The following is a 20,157-nucleotide window of genomic DNA, read 5'->3' on the forward strand; positions in this document are numbered from 1 at the left end:
ACGACTAGAGGAAAGTTGCATGTTCGAATTGTTGATGAGCGCCGACATGATGGTGCCGGACCCCGACGGGATGACCGAGAAGCTAGTGGACAAGCTCGGTGTCTATAAGCATGAGCGCTGGCGGCAGGCGTTCGATAACCACCCCTACATCGCGCATTTCCTGCGGGTGCACAAATCCTTGGCGGTGGCGCCTACGCGCATCGAGCCGCAGTGGCACCTCGACAAGCCGAACCCCGGAGACCCGTTGTTCCACGATTTCCTAGAAAGCCTCAAGGACTATCAGGGGCATCATCGGCCGATGATGACCCACTCCATTGTCCTGGCCCTGCACCGCGAGAAGTTCTCTGTGCTGGTAGATAAGTTGATGCGCCGCCGCCTGCCGTTCCGCATGGCGCAGCGCACGCCGGAGATGCCGTTTGATCGCCTATGGCTCGGTGCCACGCCGGAGCAGCCGTATTACCAGCCTTCGGTCGACGGAGGCCTATGCATCGAGATCATGGAGACCGAGCCGCTGCAGATGCCGGCGGAAACCTACGCGCTGCCGCCGGTGCAGCCCCGTGACCTGGCGCCCGGCGGTATGGTGCGGGTGACTGCCCGCGGCTTCCTGGTGCGTGATCTGGACGAGACCTTGCGCAAGGTGTCCGCCAATCTTGACTGGGAGCCCAGCGGTCCGGTGGAGCAACTGCGTGAGGAAGGTTATCGCCGAGCGCGCATGGGCTTTACTGTGGCCAACAGCGCGACTCTCGATGTGCTCGAAGCGACCCACTGGAACACCGATGCCGGTCACTATTTGAACAACTGGGGCCCGGGCCCGTACTACATCCGCATTGGTGTCAACGACTTGGCTGCGAAGGCTGAGGAGTTGCGCGCGCGGGGGACTGCCTTCCAGTGGATCGAGTCGAGCGAAGCTGTTGGTGGTCGGCCACTGATCAAGGTCGACCCGAAGGAACTGGACGGCCAGGTGTTCGAGTTCGAGGAGGTGCTTGTATGACTTCCAGTTCGGAGGTATTGGATCCGCTGGTGATCAATGGAGCTGTTCGCATCGAGCGCGATTCCACCCTGGGTTGGATCGTGCTGACCCGGCCCGGACAGATCAACGCTATTAATGACGATATCCGCATCGGCGTGCCGAAGGCTTTGGCGCAGCTGGAGACCGACCCGCAGGTGCGGGTCATCCTAATTCGCGGCGAGGGTGACCGAGGTTTTTGCGCCGGTGCGGACATCAAGGAAAAACGTGGTGATGAGTCGGCCATACAGGTTCGTCAGCGTATGGAGCATTCCCGCTGGATAGAGTCCCTGGACCGCATCTCCAAGCCAGTGATAGCCGCCATCCATGGCTACTGCATGGGGGGAGGTCTGGAGCTGGCTCTGGCTTGCGATATCCGCTTCGCCGCGCCAAGTGCGGTATTTGCCCTACCGGAAACCGGGCTCGGCCTCATTCCCGGTGGCGGCGGAACCCAGCGCTTGGCGCGAGTCGTTGCTCCGGGGCTAGCCATGGACCTCCTGTTGACTGGTGAGCGGATTAGAGCGGATGAAGCCCGCCGGGTTGGTCTGATCACCCGCCTGGCGAGCGACGAGACCAACTGGCTTGATGAGGTTGCGGCACTCGCCCGGTTGATAGCCACCAAGCCGCCTGCCGCTTCTGCTTACGTCAAACAGGCCGCGCGGGCTGCGTTGGAGCTGGACATCAAGCGCGGACTGGATCTTGAATTAGATCTGTTTGCGCTCCTGGCACCAACCAAGGACCGCCGAGAGGCCGCGCTAGCGTTTGCCGAGCGGCGTGTACCGCGCTTCACCGGTGAATGACGGGAATGAGTTGAAAGTAGTGTGGAGAACAAGGTTATGACCAGTATGGGAAAACTATCTGGACGCGTTGCGATCGTCACTGGCTCCGGTGGCGGACTGGGGGCCGAATGCGCGCGGGTTTTGGCCTCCCATGGGGCCTCCATTGCCGTAGTCGACATCAATGGAGAGGCTGCCGCGGAAGTGGCGGCCTCCTTGATATCTTCTGGTCACGAGGCGCTGGGCATCCGCACCGATGTCTCGTCGGAAGAGGACGTCCACGCCATGGTTGGCCAGGTCAAGGAGCATTTCGGTCGCATTGACGTGCTGCATAACAATGCTGCAGTGCTCAATGCCGGGCAGCGACAGCGCGATCGCGACCTGGCTAATCTCGACATGGACGCTTTCGACCGGGCCATCGCTGTCAACCTACGTGGAGCGGTGCTATGCACCAAACACGTCGTTCCGGTGATGCTGGAGCAAGGTGGCGGCTCGATTATTTTCGCCACCTCCGGTCTGGGTGTGCAGGGGGATATGTCGCTGACAGGCTACGCCACCTCCAAGGCGGCGCTGCTGATGCTGCCTAAGCTGGTTGCTGCGCAGTACGGCAAGCAGGGGGTTCGCGGCAACGCTGTACAGATCGGTCTTGCGCCGCAGCACCCATTGCCTGACGCCCTGCTGGACATCATGCGTGACAACCACTGCACGCCGGAGCTGGGCACCCCTCGGCAGATCGCCGACGTGGTGGCTTTCCTGGCCTCCGACGAGTCCTCGTTCATCACCGGCAGTACCGTGGTGGCCGATGGCGGCTTCAGTAGCCACACTCCGTCACTGGTAGCGGTGCGCAAGCTGTTCGACCAGATGGGGCGCAATAGCATGTGAGCGAAGCGGGCCGGTAGGGGCGGTCAGGCCTCACGCCTGCGTGCTGAAGCTCAATCCGCACCAATCCGAATGGACCCGGGCGAGAAGTGTGGTCGTCAGTGCCCGGAGACGCCAAGCATTCCCCCGACTGGCCACTACCTGCTGTAGCTTGGCAATTTGCTGGCCACCTGGATGAGCAGCCCTTGTAGCTGCCGATAGTCATGCCCTTGCGCCCGCATCGACCGTTCCCTTTAGAAAACTTTTATTCGTGGTCACCGATGTCGATATCGGCGAGGGCTGTGCCTTGCGCCGCAAGAGTCGCTGGAGAATTGTTTGACCGCCGGTAAAACGATGCCCAACCACTGCCGGTTGGTTGTTGCTAGCGTTGCCTTCCCGGTGAAAGGCAGGACCCTAGCCTTCTGCCAAGCAGGTAGTAGTGGTCTGGTGAGAGATTGCCAGAGCCACCAGGCACTTACTCAAAACAGCGATGAACAAGAACAATCAAGCCATGAAAAATGACAACACGGATTTCGATGTAATTATCGTGGGTGGTGGTACCAACGGCCTGTCGGCGGGTTGCTACCTAGGGATGGATGGCAAGAAGGTGTTGGTGCTTGAGGCGCTGGACAAGGTTGGCGGAATGGCCTCATCGGGCTACCTGATTCCCGAGGCGCCGCAACACCTCGTACACCCTTGCGCGATGGATATGATGTCCATGCGCGTTCATGCCCACGTACCCCACGAGCTGCAGCTCGAACGGCATGGGTTCAAGTCGATCGAGCTGTCGCCGGGCTACGTGTACTTGCACCCGGATGGCACCTCGCTGGTGTTCTGGCGTGATCGTCAAAAGACGGCCGCGGAAATCCGCCGTTACAGCACCAGGGACGCTGAGGCATTCCTTGAGTTCATGGCGGTCATCGACCTGTTCCTCGACATCGCTTTGCCGATGATGCGGATCGACCCGGCTCGGACCAACATCATGACCAAGCTGAAGGTCGTAGGTACTGCACTCAAACACCGCAAGCTCAAGCCCGAGCTGATGGCGCTGATGACCGGTTCGGCACACCAGGCCGCGCGGGAGCGCTTCGAGCACCCGGTGACCATCTCTGCCATGTGTGCGCTCACTGGCCTGGCCGGCGACATCAGTGCCGATGGTGGTGGCATCTATTACGCCCTGCTGGGTTTCCTCCATCGCTTCGGTGTTGGTCGGGTGATCGGTGGCATGCAGCAGCTCAGTAACGCCATGCGCGCGCGCCTGGAGGAGCTTGGTGGCCAGGTCCTGACCCTGGCCCGTGTCGAGGAAATCCTCGCCAGCCGGGGCAAGGTTCGGGGTGTACGGTTAGCTGATGGACGTGAGTTCACGGCCCGTGCGGTTGTTGCCGGCTGCCATCCCAAGGTCGCGCTGGAAATGGTCAGCGCCGGAGAAATGCCACGCAACCTGCTGACCCGTATCGCCATGGCACCGGCCAACGCCAGGGGCTCTGGGCCGCTTAAGGTGGACCTGGCACTTGATGGACAGATCGCAGTACCTCGTTTCGAGGCTGCCAGAGGCGATGGTGTCGACCTGCGCAAGGCCTGCCTGATGATAGGTACCGAAGAGGCGGTACTGGAGAACTTCGCCTCTAGCGCCCGGGGAGAAGTGCCGCGCCTGCCCTACATCACCATGGTAGCTCCCAACTCGGTGGATCCTTCGCAGTCGCCGGAGGGACAGGACGTGCTCTATATCTACCCGCCGGTAATGCCGGTCGCTCCTCTTGAAGGGTGGGATGCGCTCAGGGAGCGAGTGGCTGACCAAGTGGTCGAACAACTGTCCGAATACGTCGAGGGTATTCAGGGGCATGTAATTGGGCGCTGGATCGAGGCGGCGCCGGATTTCACTGCACGCTTGAATACAGTGAACGGTTGCGTGGTGCATATCGACACCACGTCCATGCGCTCCAGTGCCATGCGGCCAGCCTATGGCCTCGGTGGAGAGACTCTCCCGGTCGAAGGGTTGTACTTGGGGAGCGCCGGTATCCACCCAGGCGGTGGCGTCAACGGCATGGCCGGGCGGCTGGCGGCCGGCCGGGTGAAGCGCTACTTGGCGCAAGTCGGAAGAAAGTAGCCGATGGCCGTGTAGGTGTCCTCTGGCACGGTCGTTCTAGTGCAGGGCGATGCTGGCGAGGATGAAGTCCGCAGAATGTTGGCGCCAGGTGGTCATGCCTTCCTCTGAGGTGGTGTCCAGGCCGGCCAGCGCCGACATCGAATAGCGGTTGGTGAACCAGCCGGTAGTAACCAGCGCGGCGGTGGCGAGAAACAGCCGGGGGTTGATCCCGGCCTTGAAGTCCCCAGCCTCGGCGCCGCGTCGCAGGATGCCGTCGAGCTTGTCTATCAGCCTTGGCGTCAGCTCCAGGAAGCGGTTGCGCGGTGTCTCGTGGGTGTTGTGGTAGTGGATGCCCTCCAGGGCTAGTGCGCCGAGCAGCGGATCGTGACGATACTGGTCGAAAAAGTGGTTGAGCATTCCCTGCATGGCTTGCATCGGTGGTAGTAAGTCGACATCCAACTCCACCAGCTCGGACATGACGCGCTCGGAGCATTCGTCCAGCACGGCGATGAACAGACCTTCCTTGGAGCCGTAGTAGTGGTAGACCAACTGTTTGGTGATCCCCGCTTCGCGGGCGAGCTCCTCCATGCGCACGCCGGTGAGACCCTTCTTCGCGAATTCCAAGCGGGCTACCTCGATCAGGCGGCGGATCGTGTTGCGTTTTCCGGGTTCATTCTGCACCGCGGTTTTCACCCTGGGCTCCTTATGGCAGCGATGGGCTGACGTACTTCGTTTGACCTTGGGTAAAACGAATCGAGTCGCAGAAAAGAGGCAGCTCGTTAGTATCCCAAGTCGGTGATTCCGAAAGGATACCGCTACTTGCGGCCTGGCGAGCAAGCCGGGGTGTTTCCAAATGAAATATCGCAGCGGGACCCTTACCCCGTGATGCTGATGGCCTGCCACCGTGCCGGCGTCGGTCGACTTCGACAACAACAATTTAGAGTGTTTAATCTCATGAGCACTAATAGCGCTTCTGCCCTTGATCTCAAGGAAAACTACTCCGCAGTCTCCGAAACCTATCGTGGTACCGACCTGGACATCCATGCCGTTTGCCGAGAGCAGCGGTTGAAGTCACCGATCTACGAAGGTGACTTCATCACTCAGTTCGGGGTGCCGACCAATGCGGGTATCCAGCAAGGTACCCGGCCAACTTTCGCGCTGTTTAAGTATCAGGACGTGCTGGCGGTGCTGCGCGACGGGAGCACCTTCACCAACGGCTTCATCGCCGAAGGCCTGGGCGCCTTCTTCGACGGCCTGGTGATCCTGGCCATGGACGGCGAGCCGCACCGAAAGGTGCGTGCCCTGCTGCAACCGGCATTCATGCCGGAGAATGTGAACAAGTGGCGTGGACAGATCGACGAGGTGATTCGCAGGGAGTTTCTTGAGCCGCTGGTATCGAAGAAGAGCGCCGACCTGATGGAGTTCGGCCTGGAGCTGCCGATTCGCATCATGTACGCGCTGATGGGGTTCCCCACAGACGATCCGTCGAAATACAAGCAATACGCTGCCTGGGCACTGGCCATGGTTGGTGGCAATCAGATCGACCCAGCGAAGATGGACGAAGCGCGTAAGCGTGCCGGCATCGCAGTAAAGGGACTTTACGACGCTATCCACGCCGTCGTGGTGCAGCGGCGTGCCGAGGGCAGCCACGGCGACGATGTGGTCGGCCGCCTGCTGCGTGCCGAATTCGAAGGACGCACTCTGGACGATCATGAGGTAGTCACCTTCACCCGTTCGCTATTGCCCGCTGCTGGTGAAACCACCACGCGCATGTTCAGCTCGGTGATGGCCCTGTTGCTCACCACTCCGGGCTTGCTGGAGCGGGTGAAGGCAGATCGCTCACTCGTTCCCAAGTTGATGGACGAAACCGCGCGCTTTGAGCCGGTGGCGACCTTCAAGGTTCGTGAGACAGCAAAGGACGTGGAGTTCCATGGGGTGAAAATTCCCAAGGGCTCCTTCGTTCAATGCATGGTGGTTTCCGCCAACCGCGACGAGGACGCTTTCGAGAACCCTGACGTGTTTGACATCGACCGCAAGCTCAAGCCTTCCTTCGGCTTCGGTTTTGGCCCGCATATGTGCATTGGTCAGTTCATTGCCAAGGTCGAGATCAACTGCTCGATCAACGCCATCCTCGACCTGTTCCCCAATATCCGTCTGGATCCGTCGAAGTCGGTGCCGGTCATCGAGGGTGCACAGTTACGCGGTGCCTCGTCGCTCCCGGTGATCTGGGACTGAGCCTCGCTGCCCCTTTGCCTTGCGTGCCCTCGACAATTACGACAAGAGAGAATCCCCATGAGAACTTTCAAGACGATTCCCGTGCGTGGTGACTTTGGTTTCCAGCAACTGGTCGGCCCGCATCAAGTCAGCGGTGCCTCGATGGGTGGTATCCGGGGTTATTTCGGCTTGCAGTTGAGCAAATCCTCGCCGTTCGGCTCGGTGCGTGACGAGGAGGGCAACATCTATTCATTCGTGCGTTCGCTGATGGCGCCGGGCGGTACGCCGAACCCGACCAAGTTCTTCTACCTGAACAACCATGTCGACGGTATCAACCTGCGCATGGATCACGAGAAGATGGCTCGCCAGGCGTCGACGCCGATGCCGGTGCAGACCCTGGAGGGCGACACCGTGCGCTGGACCAGCCAACCCGGCGAGGCCGGTAATGGTTGGGAAATCACGGCCAACAGTGAACGCCTGAGCTGGCGCGAGGACGGCCTGTTCCAACTGGAAGGACGGCTGCTCGGCCCGGGCCTGCAGTGGTATCTGCCGGGAGTGGAATGGGGCACCTTCTATGTGTCCCAACTCTGGGAACTGGCCGGCATCTGCGAAGGACGGCCGGTGAAGGGGGCGATGGCGCTGGACCAGTTCTACATGGCAGAGGGCGGTGCAATCCACTTCAAGAAGGACCTTGTAGTCAATAACAACAAGCACGTGCTCTGGTGGTCGTTTGTCACTGTCTACAAGGACGGCAGTTGGGACGCCGGTTCCTTCATGGTTGGCCACGATCACCTGGGCTATGCGATCTTCACCAACGATAAAGGTGAGGTGCGTGTGACCACCGATATCGAAGGACAAACCCGGCACAAGGAAGGTAGCTACTTCCTTGAGTCGGCTCGAATTGTGCTCGAAGGTGAGGAGGAGTGGGAGTTTCTTCCCGACACCAGGGGTGAAATGATCGACTTTGTCGGTGGCTTCCCGATCACCGCACAGCAGGAGGGGCGCTGGCGCCGTGTCGGAGACACCCGAGAGCCTTCGCACTGGCTAGGCTGGGGAGAGTCCGACCGGCGCAACGGTTCGGCGCGCAACATGCCGGGCCGGGATATCTGATCTGGCCGCTCGAGCTCCGTGCGGCCCAAGCTCCGCGGGAGTGTTCCGTACAAGAACAGGGGAAACAGCCGATGAGGTTCAAGAACAAGGTGGTGCTGGTCACCGGTGCCGGGCGAGGCATGGGGCGAGCCATCGCGCTGGCGTACGCGAGCGAAGGGGCAAAGGTGATAGTGTCTGCTCGTACGCCACGCCATGGCGAGGAAACCGTCGCGCAGATCGCGGCACTGGGCAGCGAGGCTCACCTGGTCGGTGGTGACATTGCCGACCGCTCGTCGGTCAAGACCATGATTGAGGGTGGTGTGGAGCATTTTGGCGCACTGGACATCCTTGTCCATTGTGCCGCGGATACATCATCCGGGTTGGTCGTCGAGATGACGGACGAGACGTTCGATCATTTGGTGCGCAGCAATATCCAGTCGCTGTTCTGGCTGGCCAAGGATGCGGCACCCCATCTTTCTAAGGCGCAGGACAAGGGCCGGATCGTATTCATCTCCTCTGGCGAGGCCAATCGCAAGTACACGCCAACGCTGATCCCGTACAGTTCCAGCAAGGCGTTCATGAACGCCTTTGCCCGTGGGCTGGCGGTGGAGTTCGGCGCACTGAACATTCTGGTCAACGTGATCGAGCCGGGGCTGATAGGCACCGATCACATGTTCGAGTCCCTGGGGGAAGAGCTACCGCACCGCCTGGCCGAGCGCTTCCCTGTGCCCCGTTTGGGGCAGTCGGCGGATATCGCCGCCGCTGCGTTGTTCCTGACCTCCGACGACGCTTCCTATATCACTGGTACCTCCCTGCTGGTCGACGGCGGCGCCACTATGGTGGCCATGCCCAAGGTCGAAGAAATCCTCAAGGGGCATTGAGCCCGGATTGCGCAGGCTGCCAACGGGCGATTGCGTCAGGAGTCCCTGTATGTCCGATACCTCCAATTCATACTGGCGCTCAGCTTTCGACATTGCTGAGTTCAGGCGTGGCTGGCGCATCCTGCTACTCGGTCTCGTGGGGATCTGCACCAGTATCAGCGCCGGTTTGCTTTATGGCTTCGGCACCCTGGTCATTCCCCTTGAGCAGGCCTTTGGTTGGAGCCGGGGCGAGCTACAAGCGTCTATCACCTTCCTGTTTGCCGGTGTGGCCGTTTCCACCCAACTGGTCGGCCCGCTGTATCACCGTTTCGGCCTGCGGCGGGTGGCGATCGTATCGATCCTGCTGCAGGTGGTCGGCTATGTGGCAATCACGCGGATCGAGCATTCCATCGGTTGGCTGTACCTGGCGTTCTTCTCCATGCCGTTGGTCTGTGCAGGCACTATTGCCATTACCTGGACGCAACTGGTCAACCTGTGGTTCGAGCGCAACCGTGGTTTGGCCTTGGCGGCTATCCTCTGCGGCACTGGGATGATGGCGCTGCTGCTGCCGCCATTACTGGCCGGCCTGATCGCCCGGTTCGGCTGGCAGGCTGGCTTTTTCGCCCTAGCGGCGCTGCCCTTGCTGTTTACCTTGCCTATGGCCTTGGCATGGATGCGTTTGCCAACGGAGGTCGAGTCCATGTCCTCGACGGAGCGTGCGTTGGCTACACAACTGAACGGTTTCAGCTTCCGCCAGGCACTGCGCTCGCCGGTATATTGGAGTTTCAATGTCGCGCTGATCCTATCGGTGTGCCTTACCGTCGGTATGGTCACCAATATAGTGCCCATGTTGCAGAGCAAGGGGCTTTCCGCCCAAGTAGCGAGCCAGATCTTCAGCAGCTTCGGCATTTCCATCATCGCCGGGCGTCTATTGGTAGGCTATCTGCTGGACCGCTACCCTCCGGTCCTGGTCGCAGTGACGAGCCTGGCGCTACCGGCCATCGGTTGCGCGGTCTTTCTGTTCGCTGGTGTGCAGAGTACCGCGCTGCTGGTGTTCGCCACCCTGTGCGTCGGTGTCAGCGCCGGTGCTGAATTCGACCTGGCGGCATTCCTCATAGCGCGTTATTTCGGGCTGCGCGACTACGCGCGTATCTTCGGCCTGCACCTGGCCTTGGTCACAGTCATGTCCGGCTTGATGCCGGTGTTCTTCGGTTATCTCTACGAGGCGTACCAGGGCTATTCGGCGGTGCTGCTGTGCTGCCTGGCCTGTTCCCTCATCGGGCCGTCGATCCTGCTCTGGCTGCGGCCGGCAGCGGTGGTCGCGGTCCAAGCAACGGCATGCCTGAAGCGGTGTGCGAACGTCCGGCGGGCCTGCCCGTCTGCGGATACTAGGAGTAAGCAATGAGTGCGCAAGAAACCATCGAGCATTTCCTGCATGGCCAGATCGATTGCTGGAACAACGGCGACAAGGAGGGGTTCTTCGAGCATTACCGGCGGATGTCGCCCGCTGGCCTGAACATCGAGTACGTTGGCCGTGCTCTGCCGACCGACCCATGGCAGATCCTCGAAGGCATGTGGGAAAACCAGCAGCCGCGTTTTCGCGTGGAGGTCAAGGAAACCATCATCAACGGCGAGGAAGCCGCCTGCCATCATCGCAATGCGTTGCGTGACGGCAATGGCGGTATCGAGACCATCGAGCTGTACCGTTTCCAGGACGGCAGGTTGTGGGTGCGATATTTCATCAAGGCGTGAAGGAAGCCACGGGGCACGCAGGCGCGCGCCCCTGACGCTCAGCCGCGAGCGGCCCGCTCCTGCCTGCGCGCTGCCCGCCAGCCCTGGAACAGGAGCAGCGGCAGGCGTAGGATCACGCCGATGCCGAGCAGCTGGGCGGCCTGCCAGCAGTCTTGCGGGTGGACCAGGATGGTGGTGCTCATGGCACCCATGACCTTGCCCTTGATCACCAGTCGTTGACCCTCGCGAGTGATGGATTTGACGTCCACCATCTCCACGCCTTCCTTGCTGAACATCTTCATGCTGCGCTTGCTCCTGCCTGGGGCTCAGGCCCCGACCAGTTCGTCGAAGTCCAGGCCGGATTCCTCCAGCAGCACCCGCGCCACGTTGCGCCCGGAGGCGGCGGTGACACCGCCGCCGGGGTGGGTGCTGGCGCCGGCCAGGTACAGGCCCGCCACCGGCGACTTGTACTGGGCGTAGCCGGGAGCAGGGCGGTTGCCGGCGATCTGCCAGGAGTAGGAGCCGAAATGCAGGATGTCGGCGCCGATCATGGCGTTGTTGTGGCGTTCGATGTCCAGCGGGGTCATCCACGAGAAGCCGAGGATGTTGTCGTCGTCCATGTTGGTGGTGAGCTTGCGCAGATCATCGAGAAAAGCGTGGGCCACCTCTTTGCCGATCTCGTCCCAGCGCTGGGCGCCGCCCTTGAGGTGGTAGGGGCAGAAGGCGTACATGTTGAGCACGCGACTGCCTTCAGGGGCGCGGGTCTTATCGTAGGTGTCCTGGGTCACGTAGGCGATGAAGTCGCGGCGCGGGATGCCGTACTCCAGGTCGCGGAAGGCGCGGGCGAATTCCTCGGGGTCGGAATGCGAGCGTTCCACCCAGAAGAAGTCGTCCACCGCCGGGCCGACCTTATAGCGCGGTGCCTCGCGCAGGGCGACGTGCATGTTGAACGGCTGGAAGCTGCTGTGCTTGAGGGTGCGGATGCGCTGCTCGAAGCCTTCGGGCAACTCGCAGCCGGGGACCATGGCGGGGAATACCTGCTTGGCATGCAGGGTGGAGATCACGCCCTGGCGAGCGAGGATTTCCTCGCCGCTGTCGAGGATCACGCCGGTCGTCTTGCCGCCGTCAATCTTGAACTGTTTGATCGGCGCCTCAGTGCGCACCTCGCCGCCATGGTGTTCCAGGCAGGCGCGCAGGGCGTCGGCGAAGGCTCCGGAACCGCCGACCGGGATGCCCACGCCGTAGCGGTGCATCAGCGGCAGGATGATGTAGAAGCCGAAGCCGGTGCCGTTGTCGAACGGGTTCATCATCGCCTCGGAAGCGTAGCGGGCCAGGGCGATCTTGACCTTGTCGTTCTCGAACCATTCGCTGATGTAGTCCCAGGCGCTCATCGCCTGGGTGCGCATCAGTTCCTGGCCGACCTGGCTCTGTTCCATCATCAGCGCTTGGTGCGAAGCGCTAGGCGGCGTGTTGAACATGCCCATGACCAGCATGTCGAGGTTCTGGAACACCTGGTAGTTGAAGCGGCGGTAGGCGTCGGCGTCACGCTCGGAAAACTTGGCGATGGCCTGGCAGGTGCGCTCTAGGTCGGTGTAGAACTCCAGGGTGCTGCCGTCGTCGTAGAAGATCGCGGTCATCTTGTCGGGGTTGATGTATTTCAGGCCGAACTTCGCTTTCAGCTCCAGCTCGTCGTTGCGTAGCAGCGGGTTGGCCTGCAGCAGGGTGTGCGCCACCGAGCAGACGTCGTGCTTGAAGCCGGGAATGGTCAGCTCGCGGGTCATGACCCCGCCGCCGACCTTGTCGTTCTTCTCCACCACGCACACGCTGCGCCCGGCCTTGGCCAGGTAGCAGGCGGCGACCAGACCGTTGTGGCCGCCGCCGGCGATGACGATGTCGTAGGTCTTGCTCATCTTCTTGTCCTTTTTCTGTCGATGTTGGTGTTGGATTCACGCGCTCAGTCGTCGGGGTAGCGCTCCACGGGCATGACGCTGGGGCCAAGGATCGGTCCGGCCCGCTCATGGCCCCAAACGCTCAGATGCTCGGGGTTCAGCTCGAAGCCGTCGTGGTGCCAGGGCTCCAATTCATGGATGCACTCAACCGCGAACCCGGACGGGCTGAAGTGGTAGAAGGAAACGTGCGGGTCCTGACAGTGCTGGCCGAGGGTCATCTGCATCGGCAGCTCGCGCTGGCGCACGATGTCGTAGGTCTTGCCGAGATCGCTCAGGCTCTTGACGAACAGGCCGATGTGCTGCACCCCCTTCATGCCGGGGGCATGGCCGAAGGCGATGTCGTGGCTGGTCTTGTCGTTCAGCTTGGCCCGGAAGAAGCCGGTACGGCCCTTGCCGGCGCCCGCGCCGTACCAGTGGAAGCCCATCAGCTCGATGAAGAAGGCTTCCAGTTCGGGACCGTAGTCCGGCGTCATCAGGACGATATGGCCGACGCCGCGCTCGTCGGCGACGAAACCGCCGTGGGGGCGACCGGGAACGAACGAGCGCGGCGTCCACTTCTGTCCGTAGAAGAGTTCGTGCTGGTAGCCCGCCGGGCAGCGGAAGCGCACCAGTTCGCGCACTCCGCGTATCTCGCGCAAGGCGTCATCGCCGATTTCCAGGGCCACCCCGGTTGCGCGAAAGCGCGCCACTGCGGCGTCGAAGGCCTGCCGTCCGCGGGCTTCCCAGCCGATATAGGCGATGTGGTCGATGGGGCCGGGGTGAAAGGCGATGCGGTGACGGCGGTCGTCGCTGCGCAGGTACAGTGAGTCGGGGTCGCCCGCCGGGGCGTTGCCCAGCCCCAGGCCGAGCACCTGCGGTGCGTACTCGCGCCAGGCGTCCAGGTTCGGGCTTTCGAAGCCCAGGTAGCCAATGCCGATGATGTCCATGCTGGCCTCGTGTCGTGGTCTTGAACCGTCCCCTCCCGGCCTTTGCCCGGGAGGGGCGCCATGGCCTTTCCTACAACGCGGTCTGGGCGTCCGCCTGGGCGAACATCGCGTTGATGTCGCCGGAGGTCACCGGCTGGCCTTTCTCGCGCTTGGGCGCGGCTCCGCCCATGCCCAGTGCCGGCTCGATATTGACGTGCGTGGCCTGGGCGCGCAGCGCGCCGACGGTGCAATTCTCCCGACCGAGCAGGGGGAACGGGTCGTAGGAGAACTCACGCATGGCGTTGAGGTGGGTGACCTTGTGGATGGTCGCCTCGGGCAGCTTGCGCAGGCTTTCCCAGGCCACTTCCGGCGAATTCGGCCAGGTGCAGTCGGAGTGCGGGTAGTCGCATTCCCAGGTGACCATGTTCTCACCCACGTCCGGCAGGTTGCGCAGGCCGAAATCGTCCTCGATGAAGCAGGTGATTATGTGCTTGCGGAAGATGTCGCTGGGCTTCTTGCCGCCGAAGTCGGCGTTGGTCCAGGCGTGGTGGTGGCGATGGGTGAAGTCGGCGCGTTCCAGCAGGTAGGGGATCCAGCCGATGCCGCCTTCGGACAGGGCCATGCGCAGGTTGGGGAACTTCTTCCACATCGGCGCCCAGATCCAGTCGGCGGCCGAGTTGGCGATGGAGATCGGCATGGAGGTGATCCAGGCATCGATCGGCGACAGCTCGGATGCGTGCTCGGCCTTGATGCCGGTGCCGATGTGGCAGCAGATCACCACGTTGTTGTCGGAGCAGGCTTTCCACAGTGGGTCCCAGTAGTCGCTGTGGATCGACGGGAAGCCGTGCAGCGCTGGGTTGTCGGACAGCGACAGGGCATGCACGCCGAGTTTGGCCAGACGCTCGACTTCGGCGGCGGCGGCCTGCATGTCCCACCAGGGCACCAGCATCAGCGGGATGAAACGTCCCGGCGCGACGTTGCACCAGTCGTGCAGGTGCCAGTCGTTGTAGGCCTGGATGGCCGCCAGGGACACGGCGCGGTCCGGGTGGTTCTGGAAGCGCTGGCCGGCGAAGCCGGGGAAGGTGGGGAAGCAGATCGAGCCGAGGATGCCGTTGGCGCTCATGTCATCGACGCGGGCCTTGATGTCCCAGGTGCCGCGGCGCATGTGCTCGTAGCCCAGCGGCTCCATACCGTATTCCTCCTTGGGCCGGCCGACCACCGAGTTGAGGCCCATGTAGCCCGTGGCCTGGCCTTCGAATACCCAGACATCACGGCCGCCGTGCTGCTCGACGCGCGGCTGGCGGCCCTTGAAGCGTGCCGGCATGTGGCGGTCGAAGGCGCCGGCCGGTTCGATGGCGTGGTCGTCCACGCTGACGAGGATCATGTCTTCGAGTTGCATTGTCGTTCTCCGTGGTTGGCCGCAGCGGCTGCGGCCTATACTTCTGTCGGGTCGATCAAAGGAAAATGCCGAGGTTCGGGGTGCCGATCACCGCCTGGTCCAGCAGGATTTCGCGCCGCGCCAGTTTCAGTTGGCCGTTCTCGCGGCGCAGGATGTCGTGGCGTTCGCAGGGGATCAGGTCGAAGTCGTCGAAGTCGAAGCGGCTGCGGGTCACCAGCAGGTAGCTCAGTACCTTGTATTCGTCGGCCTTGTCGGTGCCGAACACGCGGACGTTGCTGACCAGGCGCCGGGTGCGCGAGGGCGGGTCCTCGCCCCAGGCGCTGCGGGTGTCGGTGATGCGCATGATGCGCACCATCAGCGAGCCATGGCTCTCATGCAGGTGCTGGACGTTGCGCACCACGGTCTGCTGTTGCTGGCGGTTGGGACGGGTGAGGCGCGCCGGGGCGTTGTACTCGATATCCAGGGTCAGGGTTTCGCTCCACTGTTTGAGTTGCAGGGTGTCCAGCAACTCCGCTTCGTCGTAGAGGAAGTCGACGATTTCGCTATGCAGCGGGCTGCCGCTGGAGATGCGCTTGCTGCGATCGGTCGGCGGCAGGGGCGTGGGGGCGAGCAGGGTCTGTAGGTCGTTCATGGCGATCTCCGTGAGGCTGTGCGTGCCATCGGCTGCGCTGCGCAGCCGGGCAGGGTGTACGAGGATTGGGGGTCAGGCCGTCATCAGCGCGTGCCAGTATTTCCACCACTGCCACTGGGTATCGTCCTTGGTGAAGCCCTCGCCGACATAACCGGGGCCGGGCCAGTCGGCAGGCTTGGTGTCGTCTTCGTACAAGGCCTGATACTTGAGGGTGATGTCCTCGCTCATCGCTCCCTTGGCCGCCAGGGTCATGTGTGGCCAGGTGTCGGAGTCGTCCTGTTCGACCATGCCGGAGGTGCCGAGCAGTTGGATCGACTGGCGCAGCATGCGCGCCTTGATTTCCGGCGGGGTGTCCTTCTCGGCGAGGATCCAGTTGACGAATTCCAGCTTGTCCGGCCCCTTGGGGATATAGGCGTGCAGGGCCATGGCGCCGAGCACGGTGCCGTCCGGCTGAGGCAGGTAGATGAACTCGAACAGGCCATTGGGGAAGAAGTTGCCCACCTGCGGCGGGCGCCAGCTCATGACGTGCAACTGCTCGGGGCTGAAGCGCTTGAGCAGCTCCGGGACCATTTCCCGGGTGATGCCCGGTGGTGGCAGTAGGGTGAGTTTTTCCTCGGCGCTCATGGTGGACGGGTCGCGTCCGGTGAGGCGCTGGATCTTGCGGTCCAGTTCGATGCAGCGCATGGTATGGCCGTGTTCGGTCCAGACTTCGACGCCGTACATTTCCGGGCTGAGGTCGCCGCCCTTGCCTTCGGCATCCGGCTTCTTCGCATAGGGGCCGACCTCGCCCAGCCAGCGGTGCAGGGTCAGGGTGTGGAAACCGTCCGAGGCGGATTGCTCGCAGGCGGTCTTCCAGTTGGCGCGGATGATGAAGCGCTGTGGTGGGCCGAGCACTTCCATGCCGGCGGTGGTGCGGCACCAGAGCGTGTCGAAATACCATTTGGCATCGCCGAGGAAGTCCTCGAAGGACTGGCCGTCGATGTTCCAGGTGGCGAAGATTAGGCCGCCATAGACGGACACGCGGGCCTTGTGCAGGCCGAGTTCGGCCTTCGTGCGCATCTTGCCGTGCATGCACTCCTTTTCCACCGGCGCGGCGATGAAGTCGCCGTTGGGGCGGAAGGTCCAGCCATGGTAGATGCACACATGGGCGGCGGCGTTGCCGCCATCGACGGTGGAGATCTTCATGCCTCGGTGCGGGCAGACGTTCAGCGAGACATGGATCTGCTCGTCGCTGGAGCGGGCGACGATCACCGAGTCAGAGCCCATGTCGCGGACGACGAAGTCGCCCTTGTTCGGAATCTCGGTTTCGTGGCCAAGGAAGACCCAGGTCCTGGCGAAGATTTTCTTCATTTCAAGGGTATAAAGCTCGGGGTCGGACAGCGTCCGCATCTTCACTTCATGTTTTTCCAGGTCGATCAGGTCCGAAATCCTCGTGCCGTCGCTCAGCGCCGGGTTGGTAGTGCTGGTCATAGTCGGTCTTCGCTCTTGTTGTTTAATATGAACAAAAAATAGTTTTTTGTTCATTTGCGAGCCGATTATCTGCCCCGTGGAGGGCTTTTTAATTGATCTGAGTCAACGGCTGCTCAGGGCCGGAAACCACCGGTCAGGCACGTTGCTGCTCCCGTTGGGCAGCCTTTCAGATCTATGGAATGGGGCTTGTGGAGTAGGGTGTGGCGGGTTTGCCGGCGGCCGGGGCGCTGGTTGCAGAATGCAGGTATCGATTTGTATGGGCAATATTATTGAAATTGTTCAGTTATGCTTCGACCGCCAGCGCCCCACTCTTCACTGGCCGGGGCGCTGGCGCAGGTACAGCACCAGGGTAAGGCCGAGGGTCGAGAGCAGGGCTGAGCAGAAGAAAATCCATGGCAGACCGAAATGCGCGGCCACCAGGCCCATCAGTGGGCCGGCCAGCCCTACGGCCAGGTCGAAGAACAGCGACAGTGTGCTCAGGGCCGAATTACGGTTGCTCTCCGGCGTGCGCGCCAGGGTTTCCACCCCCAGCCCCGGATAGACCCAGGACACCCCCAGGCCGGTCAGCGCCGAGCCGAGGATCGCCACCAGGGGCGTAGGTGCCAGCCAAACGAGCAGCAGCCCAAGGGTTTGTACCGTCAGGCAGAGCGCGACCACCCGGTAGCCGCCGAAGCGTGGCAGCGCGTTGGGCGATGCCAGCCGGGCGCAGATGAAGGCGATGCCGAAGGCGCTCAGGCAATAGGCCGCGTTGTTCCAGCCCCGGCTGTCGAAGTACAGGGCGACGAAGGCGGTCAGGCTGCCGAAGCCCACCGAGCTGCAGGCGATGGCCAGGCCGTTGGGCAGCACGGCGAGGAACACGCAGTGGAATGGCAGGCGTATGCCCGGCAGCAACGGGGCCGGCGGTCGGCTCCGGGCGAACAGCAGGGGCAGCAAGCCGAGCAGGGTGATGCCGATACCGATGCCGGCAAGCCCCAGCTGGTCCCGTACTAGAACGCCGAGCGGCGCGCCGAGGGCGGTTCCGCCATAGGCGGCGATGCCATTCCAGGACATCACCTGTGCGGTACGTGTCGTGCCATGCAGGCCAATGGCCCAGGTGCAGCAGGGTGTCGAGATCAGAGCCGAAGAGATGCCCTGGAGGATGCGCCCGGTGAGCAGCAGCGCCAGGCCGGCCCCCGGGGGCAGCGGCAGGATGATCGCCAGAGCCGTCAGCAGGCCGCTGCCGGTCAGCACGGCTAGTCCGGTCATCACCGTGCGTTTGGCGCCATGGGTGTCGGCAAGCAGGCCAGCCAGTGGGCGCGACAGCAGGGTCGTCAGGTACTGCATGCCGATCACCAGGCCAACCATGGCGCTGCTGAATCCGAGGGTATTCAGGACATGGCCGGGCAACACGGCAAGGGGGAGTCCGTTGGCGATGTAGGAGGCGAAGTTGAAGCAGACGATCGAGACGATCGACAGGCCGGTGGAAAGCGATTGGCTACGGGCGTTCATCAGGTGTCGCCTTGAGCGGACGGCAGTCGGTGCAGGCTCGTTCGGCAGGGAGCGGGATTGGCCGTGGCGCTGGCCGAAGCCGCGCCCTGCGGTGGGCGCGGCGGCGGTCGTTCAGTCGCGGTTGGCGGCTTCCCAGGCCTTGAGCTCGAAGCCTTCGGCGGCGGCCTCGGCGGCGCTCAGCTGCGGCGGGCGGGAGAGAATCTTGCGCGCGGCCATGTGGTCGCCCGGTCGGTTGCAGGATTCCACCGCGATCAATTGGTCGTCGCGGAAACACAGCACAGAGAGCTGCTGGGTTTCCGTCGAGCCGAGGGTCACTGTGCTGTCGTAGCCGGTGGAAAGCCCGGCGATCTGCAGCTTGAGGTTGCCCTGATCGGTCCAGAACCAGGGCAGTGCGGCGTAGGGTGCCGATTTGCCAAGCAGTCGCGTTGCCACGTTGCGCGCCTGGTCGACGGCGTTCTGTACGGATTCCAGGCGGGTCGGTTGTTCGCCGTTCTGCAGGCAAGGGAAGCAGGCGACGTCACCGATGGCGGAGATGTGCGGATCGGAGGTCAGCAGGTTGGCGTCAACGCGGATGCCGTTTTCGATGGTTAGGCCAGCCTCGCTGGCCAGTTGGGTGTTGGGGATCACGCCAATACCGAAGACCACCAGGTCGGCCGGCAGCAGGCGTCCATCCGAAGTCTGCACACCACTGACTCGGCCGGCATTGCCTTCGATCCGGGTCAGGCCCTGGCGGAAATCGAACTTTACCCCCCAGGCCTCATGTGCTTGGCGGAACAACTGGGACATCTCCGCTGAGACGGCGCGTGCCATCGGGCGGTCGCCGAGCTCCAAGACGTGCACGCTGGCACCCTGTTCGGCGGCCACTGCGGCGAACTCCAGGCCGATGAAGCCGGCACCGACTACCACAACGTTGCGGATTTCCTTCACCAGCGGGGCTAGGGCGTCGGCATCCTGTTTGGTCTTGACGCCGAATACGCCCTGCAGTTCGGCACCGGGGACCGGCAGTGGGCGGTTATGGGCTCCGGTGGCGAGGACCAGATGATCGTAGGAGACCGCCTCGCCGGAGGCTAGCAGAACCCGACGGTTCTGCCTGTCGATGGCGGTAGCTTGGTCGTGGCGAAGGTCGATGCGCTGGGTGGTGAAAAACTCGGCTGGACGGAATAGAAGAGCGTTCTCGTTGATCTTGCCAAGCAGGTAGGCCTTAGACAGCGGTGGCCGCTGGTACGGGAGGCCCGGCTCGTCACCGATCAGAGTGATAGTGCCGTCATATCCTTCTTGGCGCAGCGAGGCCGCGATCTGAAAACCGGCCTGTCCGGCGCCGACGATGACTACTGAGGCAAGTGACATAAGGACCTCTTCTTCAGAATTGCGATGCAGGCAGGTGCAGCACTAGGCCGTCGAGTTCTTCGCTGATGAATACCTGGCAGGTCAGGCGGCTGTTGTCGCGGCGCTCGAAGGCGCAGTCGAGCATGTCGTTTTCGGTGCTCTCCGGCGCAGGCAAACGTGCCAGCCAGGCTTCGTCGACATAGGCATGGCAGGTGGCGCAGGCACAGGCACCACCGCAATCTGCCGGGATGCCGGGTATCGAAGCGAAGGTGGCGGCCTGCATTACCGATTGGCCGATATCCCCGATCACCTTGTGCTCGGTGCCGTTGTGCTCAATGAAGGTCAGTGTGGGCATGGTCTTCTCCTTGG

19 protein-coding genes are annotated in these 20,157 nt (G+C 62.6%); 9 read left to right on the top strand and 10 right to left on the bottom strand.

From position 1 onward, the window contains the following. Nucleotides 1-19: 19 nt before the first annotated feature. The 4 genes from PKO50_RS07885 (at nt 20) to PKO50_RS07900 (ending at nt 4,747) form a co-directional block, all read left to right on the top strand. Nucleotides 20-991 carry a hypothetical protein gene (locus tag PKO50_RS07885; protein ID WP_058490457.1) on the top strand — a complete coding sequence of 324 codons (972 nt, stop codon included), beginning with the start codon at nt 20-22 and terminating at the stop codon, nt 989-991. Then, nucleotides 988-1,806, top strand: a complete 819-nt coding sequence (locus PKO50_RS07890; protein ID WP_058490455.1) for an enoyl-CoA hydratase/isomerase family protein — start codon at nt 988-990, stop codon at nt 1,804-1,806. The genes PKO50_RS07885 and PKO50_RS07890 overlap by 4 nt, the downstream gene beginning before the upstream one ends. A gap of 36 nt (nt 1,807-1,842) precedes the next feature. Continuing rightward, nucleotides 1,843-2,664, top strand: a complete 822-nt coding sequence (locus PKO50_RS07895; RefSeq protein ID WP_061562288.1) for an SDR family oxidoreductase — start codon at nt 1,843-1,845, stop codon at nt 2,662-2,664. 466 nt (nt 2,665-3,130) lie between these two features. Further along, nucleotides 3,131-4,747, top strand: a complete 1,617-nt coding sequence (locus tag PKO50_RS07900) for an NAD(P)/FAD-dependent oxidoreductase (RefSeq protein ID WP_058490451.1) — start codon at nt 3,131-3,133, stop codon at nt 4,745-4,747. Between the two features lie 36 nt (nt 4,748-4,783). Here PKO50_RS07900 and PKO50_RS07905 read toward each other — a convergent pair whose 3' ends face one another. Continuing rightward, entirely contained in the window at nt 4,784-5,419 is a 636-nt protein-coding gene (locus tag PKO50_RS07905; protein WP_058490449.1) for a TetR/AcrR family transcriptional regulator, read from the bottom strand. 261 nt (nt 5,420-5,680) lie between these two features. Between PKO50_RS07905 and PKO50_RS07910 the strand changes: the two genes are divergently transcribed. The 5 genes from PKO50_RS07910 to PKO50_RS07930 all read left to right on the top strand — a co-directional run bounded on the left by PKO50_RS07910 (nt 5,681) and on the right by PKO50_RS07930 (nt 10,641). Next, the gene (locus PKO50_RS07910) at nt 5,681-6,961 is read left to right on the top strand and encodes a cytochrome P450 (RefSeq protein WP_058490447.1); all 1,281 of its coding nucleotides are present in this window, start codon (nt 5,681-5,683) and stop codon (nt 6,959-6,961) included. Between the two features lie 57 nt (nt 6,962-7,018). Further along, a complete protein-coding gene (locus tag PKO50_RS07915) occupies nt 7,019-8,050 on the top strand; it encodes a hypothetical protein (RefSeq protein WP_058490445.1) in 1,032 nt (343 codons plus the stop codon). Between the two features lie 71 nt (nt 8,051-8,121). Further along, nucleotides 8,122-8,910, top strand: a complete 789-nt coding sequence (locus PKO50_RS07920; protein WP_058490443.1) for an SDR family NAD(P)-dependent oxidoreductase — start codon at nt 8,122-8,124, stop codon at nt 8,908-8,910. Between the two features lie 49 nt (nt 8,911-8,959). Next, nucleotides 8,960-10,294, top strand: a complete 1,335-nt coding sequence (locus tag PKO50_RS07925; protein WP_058490441.1) for an MFS transporter — start codon at nt 8,960-8,962, stop codon at nt 10,292-10,294. Continuing rightward, complete coding sequence (locus PKO50_RS07930) at nt 10,291-10,641, top strand: nuclear transport factor 2 family protein (RefSeq protein ID WP_058490438.1); 351 nt, start codon at nt 10,291-10,293, stop codon at nt 10,639-10,641. The genes PKO50_RS07925 and PKO50_RS07930 overlap by 4 nt, the downstream gene beginning before the upstream one ends. A gap of 38 nt (nt 10,642-10,679) precedes the next feature. On the opposite strand, the gene PKO50_RS07935 is transcribed toward PKO50_RS07930, so the two are convergent. From PKO50_RS07935 to PKO50_RS07975, 9 genes are all read right to left on the bottom strand, one after another. Next, nucleotides 10,680-10,922 (bottom strand): hypothetical protein, encoded by a 243-nt coding sequence (locus tag PKO50_RS07935; RefSeq protein WP_058490436.1) that lies wholly within the window; start codon nt 10,920-10,922, stop codon nt 10,680-10,682. Between the two features lie 24 nt (nt 10,923-10,946). Then, nucleotides 10,947-12,530 (bottom strand): NAD(P)/FAD-dependent oxidoreductase, encoded by a 1,584-nt coding sequence (locus PKO50_RS07940; protein WP_058490435.1) that lies wholly within the window; start codon nt 12,528-12,530, stop codon nt 10,947-10,949. Between the two features lie 44 nt (nt 12,531-12,574). Next, nucleotides 12,575-13,495, bottom strand: a complete 921-nt coding sequence (locus PKO50_RS07945; RefSeq protein WP_058490433.1) for a VOC family protein — start codon at nt 13,493-13,495, stop codon at nt 12,575-12,577. A gap of 70 nt (nt 13,496-13,565) precedes the next feature. Next, the gene (locus PKO50_RS07950) at nt 13,566-14,873 is read right to left on the bottom strand and encodes an amidohydrolase family protein (protein ID WP_058490431.1); all 1,308 of its coding nucleotides are present in this window, start codon (nt 14,871-14,873) and stop codon (nt 13,566-13,568) included. Between the two features lie 55 nt (nt 14,874-14,928). Further along, entirely contained in the window at nt 14,929-15,504 is a 576-nt protein-coding gene (locus PKO50_RS07955) for a 3-phenylpropionate/cinnamic acid dioxygenase subunit beta (protein WP_058490429.1), read from the bottom strand. A gap of 72 nt (nt 15,505-15,576) precedes the next feature. Beyond that, nucleotides 15,577-16,974: an aromatic ring-hydroxylating dioxygenase subunit alpha gene (locus tag PKO50_RS07960; RefSeq protein ID WP_058490427.1), complete on the bottom strand. Its 1,398-nt coding sequence runs from the start codon at nt 16,972-16,974 to the stop codon at nt 15,577-15,579. A gap of 312 nt (nt 16,975-17,286) precedes the next feature. After that, a complete protein-coding gene (locus tag PKO50_RS07965) occupies nt 17,287-18,462 on the bottom strand; it encodes an MFS transporter (RefSeq protein WP_058490425.1) in 1,176 nt (391 codons plus the stop codon). Between the two features lie 111 nt (nt 18,463-18,573). Beyond that, nucleotides 18,574-19,809 (bottom strand): FAD-dependent oxidoreductase, encoded by a 1,236-nt coding sequence (locus PKO50_RS07970; RefSeq protein ID WP_058490424.1) that lies wholly within the window; start codon nt 19,807-19,809, stop codon nt 18,574-18,576. 13 nt (nt 19,810-19,822) lie between these two features. Beyond that, nucleotides 19,823-20,143, bottom strand: a complete 321-nt coding sequence (locus tag PKO50_RS07975) for a 2Fe-2S iron-sulfur cluster-binding protein (RefSeq protein ID WP_058490423.1) — start codon at nt 20,141-20,143, stop codon at nt 19,823-19,825. Between the last annotated feature and the right edge of the window lie 14 nt (nt 20,144-20,157).

This window comes from Pseudomonas sp. 273 (assembly GCF_029201425.1).
Classification (GTDB): domain Bacteria; phylum Pseudomonadota; class Gammaproteobacteria; order Pseudomonadales; family Pseudomonadaceae; genus Pseudomonas; species Pseudomonas delhiensis.

Bases quoted from the DNA above. Each gene is read 5' to 3' on its own strand.
- PKO50_RS07885 (WP_058490457.1), top strand. From the start codon at position 20: ATGTTCGAATTGTTGATGAGCGCCGACATGATGGTGCCGGACCCCGAC.
- PKO50_RS07890 (WP_058490455.1), top strand. From the start codon at position 988: ATGACTTCCAGTTCGGAGGTATTGGATCCGCTGGTGATCAATGGAGCT.
- PKO50_RS07895 (WP_061562288.1), top strand. From the start codon at position 1,843: ATGACCAGTATGGGAAAACTATCTGGACGCGTTGCGATCGTCACTGGC.
- PKO50_RS07900 (WP_058490451.1), top strand. From the start codon at position 3,131: ATGAACAAGAACAATCAAGCCATGAAAAATGACAACACGGATTTCGAT.
- PKO50_RS07910 (WP_058490447.1), top strand. From the start codon at position 5,681: ATGAGCACTAATAGCGCTTCTGCCCTTGATCTCAAGGAAAACTACTCC.
- PKO50_RS07915 (WP_058490445.1), top strand. From the start codon at position 7,019: ATGAGAACTTTCAAGACGATTCCCGTGCGTGGTGACTTTGGTTTCCAG.
- PKO50_RS07920 (WP_058490443.1), top strand. From the start codon at position 8,122: ATGAGGTTCAAGAACAAGGTGGTGCTGGTCACCGGTGCCGGGCGAGGC.
- PKO50_RS07925 (WP_058490441.1), top strand. From the start codon at position 8,960: ATGTCCGATACCTCCAATTCATACTGGCGCTCAGCTTTCGACATTGCT.
- PKO50_RS07930 (WP_058490438.1), top strand. From the start codon at position 10,291: ATGAGTGCGCAAGAAACCATCGAGCATTTCCTGCATGGCCAGATCGAT.
- PKO50_RS07935 (WP_058490436.1), bottom strand. From the start codon at position 10,922: ATGAAGATGTTCAGCAAGGAAGGCGTGGAGATGGTGGACGTCAAATCC.
- PKO50_RS07940 (WP_058490435.1), bottom strand. From the start codon at position 12,530: ATGAGCAAGACCTACGACATCGTCATCGCCGGCGGCGGCCACAACGGT.
- PKO50_RS07945 (WP_058490433.1), bottom strand. From the start codon at position 13,495: ATGGACATCATCGGCATTGGCTACCTGGGCTTCGAAAGCCCGAACCTG.
- PKO50_RS07950 (WP_058490431.1), bottom strand. From the start codon at position 14,873: ATGCAACTCGAAGACATGATCCTCGTCAGCGTGGACGACCACGCCATC.
- PKO50_RS07955 (WP_058490429.1), bottom strand. From the start codon at position 15,504: ATGAACGACCTACAGACCCTGCTCGCCCCCACGCCCCTGCCGCCGACC.
- PKO50_RS07960 (WP_058490427.1), bottom strand. From the start codon at position 16,974: ATGACCAGCACTACCAACCCGGCGCTGAGCGACGGCACGAGGATTTCG.
- PKO50_RS07965 (WP_058490425.1), bottom strand. From the start codon at position 18,462: ATGAACGCCCGTAGCCAATCGCTTTCCACCGGCCTGTCGATCGTCTCG.
- PKO50_RS07970 (WP_058490424.1), bottom strand. From the start codon at position 19,809: ATGTCACTTGCCTCAGTAGTCATCGTCGGCGCCGGACAGGCCGGTTTT.
- PKO50_RS07975 (WP_058490423.1), bottom strand. From the start codon at position 20,143: ATGCCCACACTGACCTTCATTGAGCACAACGGCACCGAGCACAAGGTG.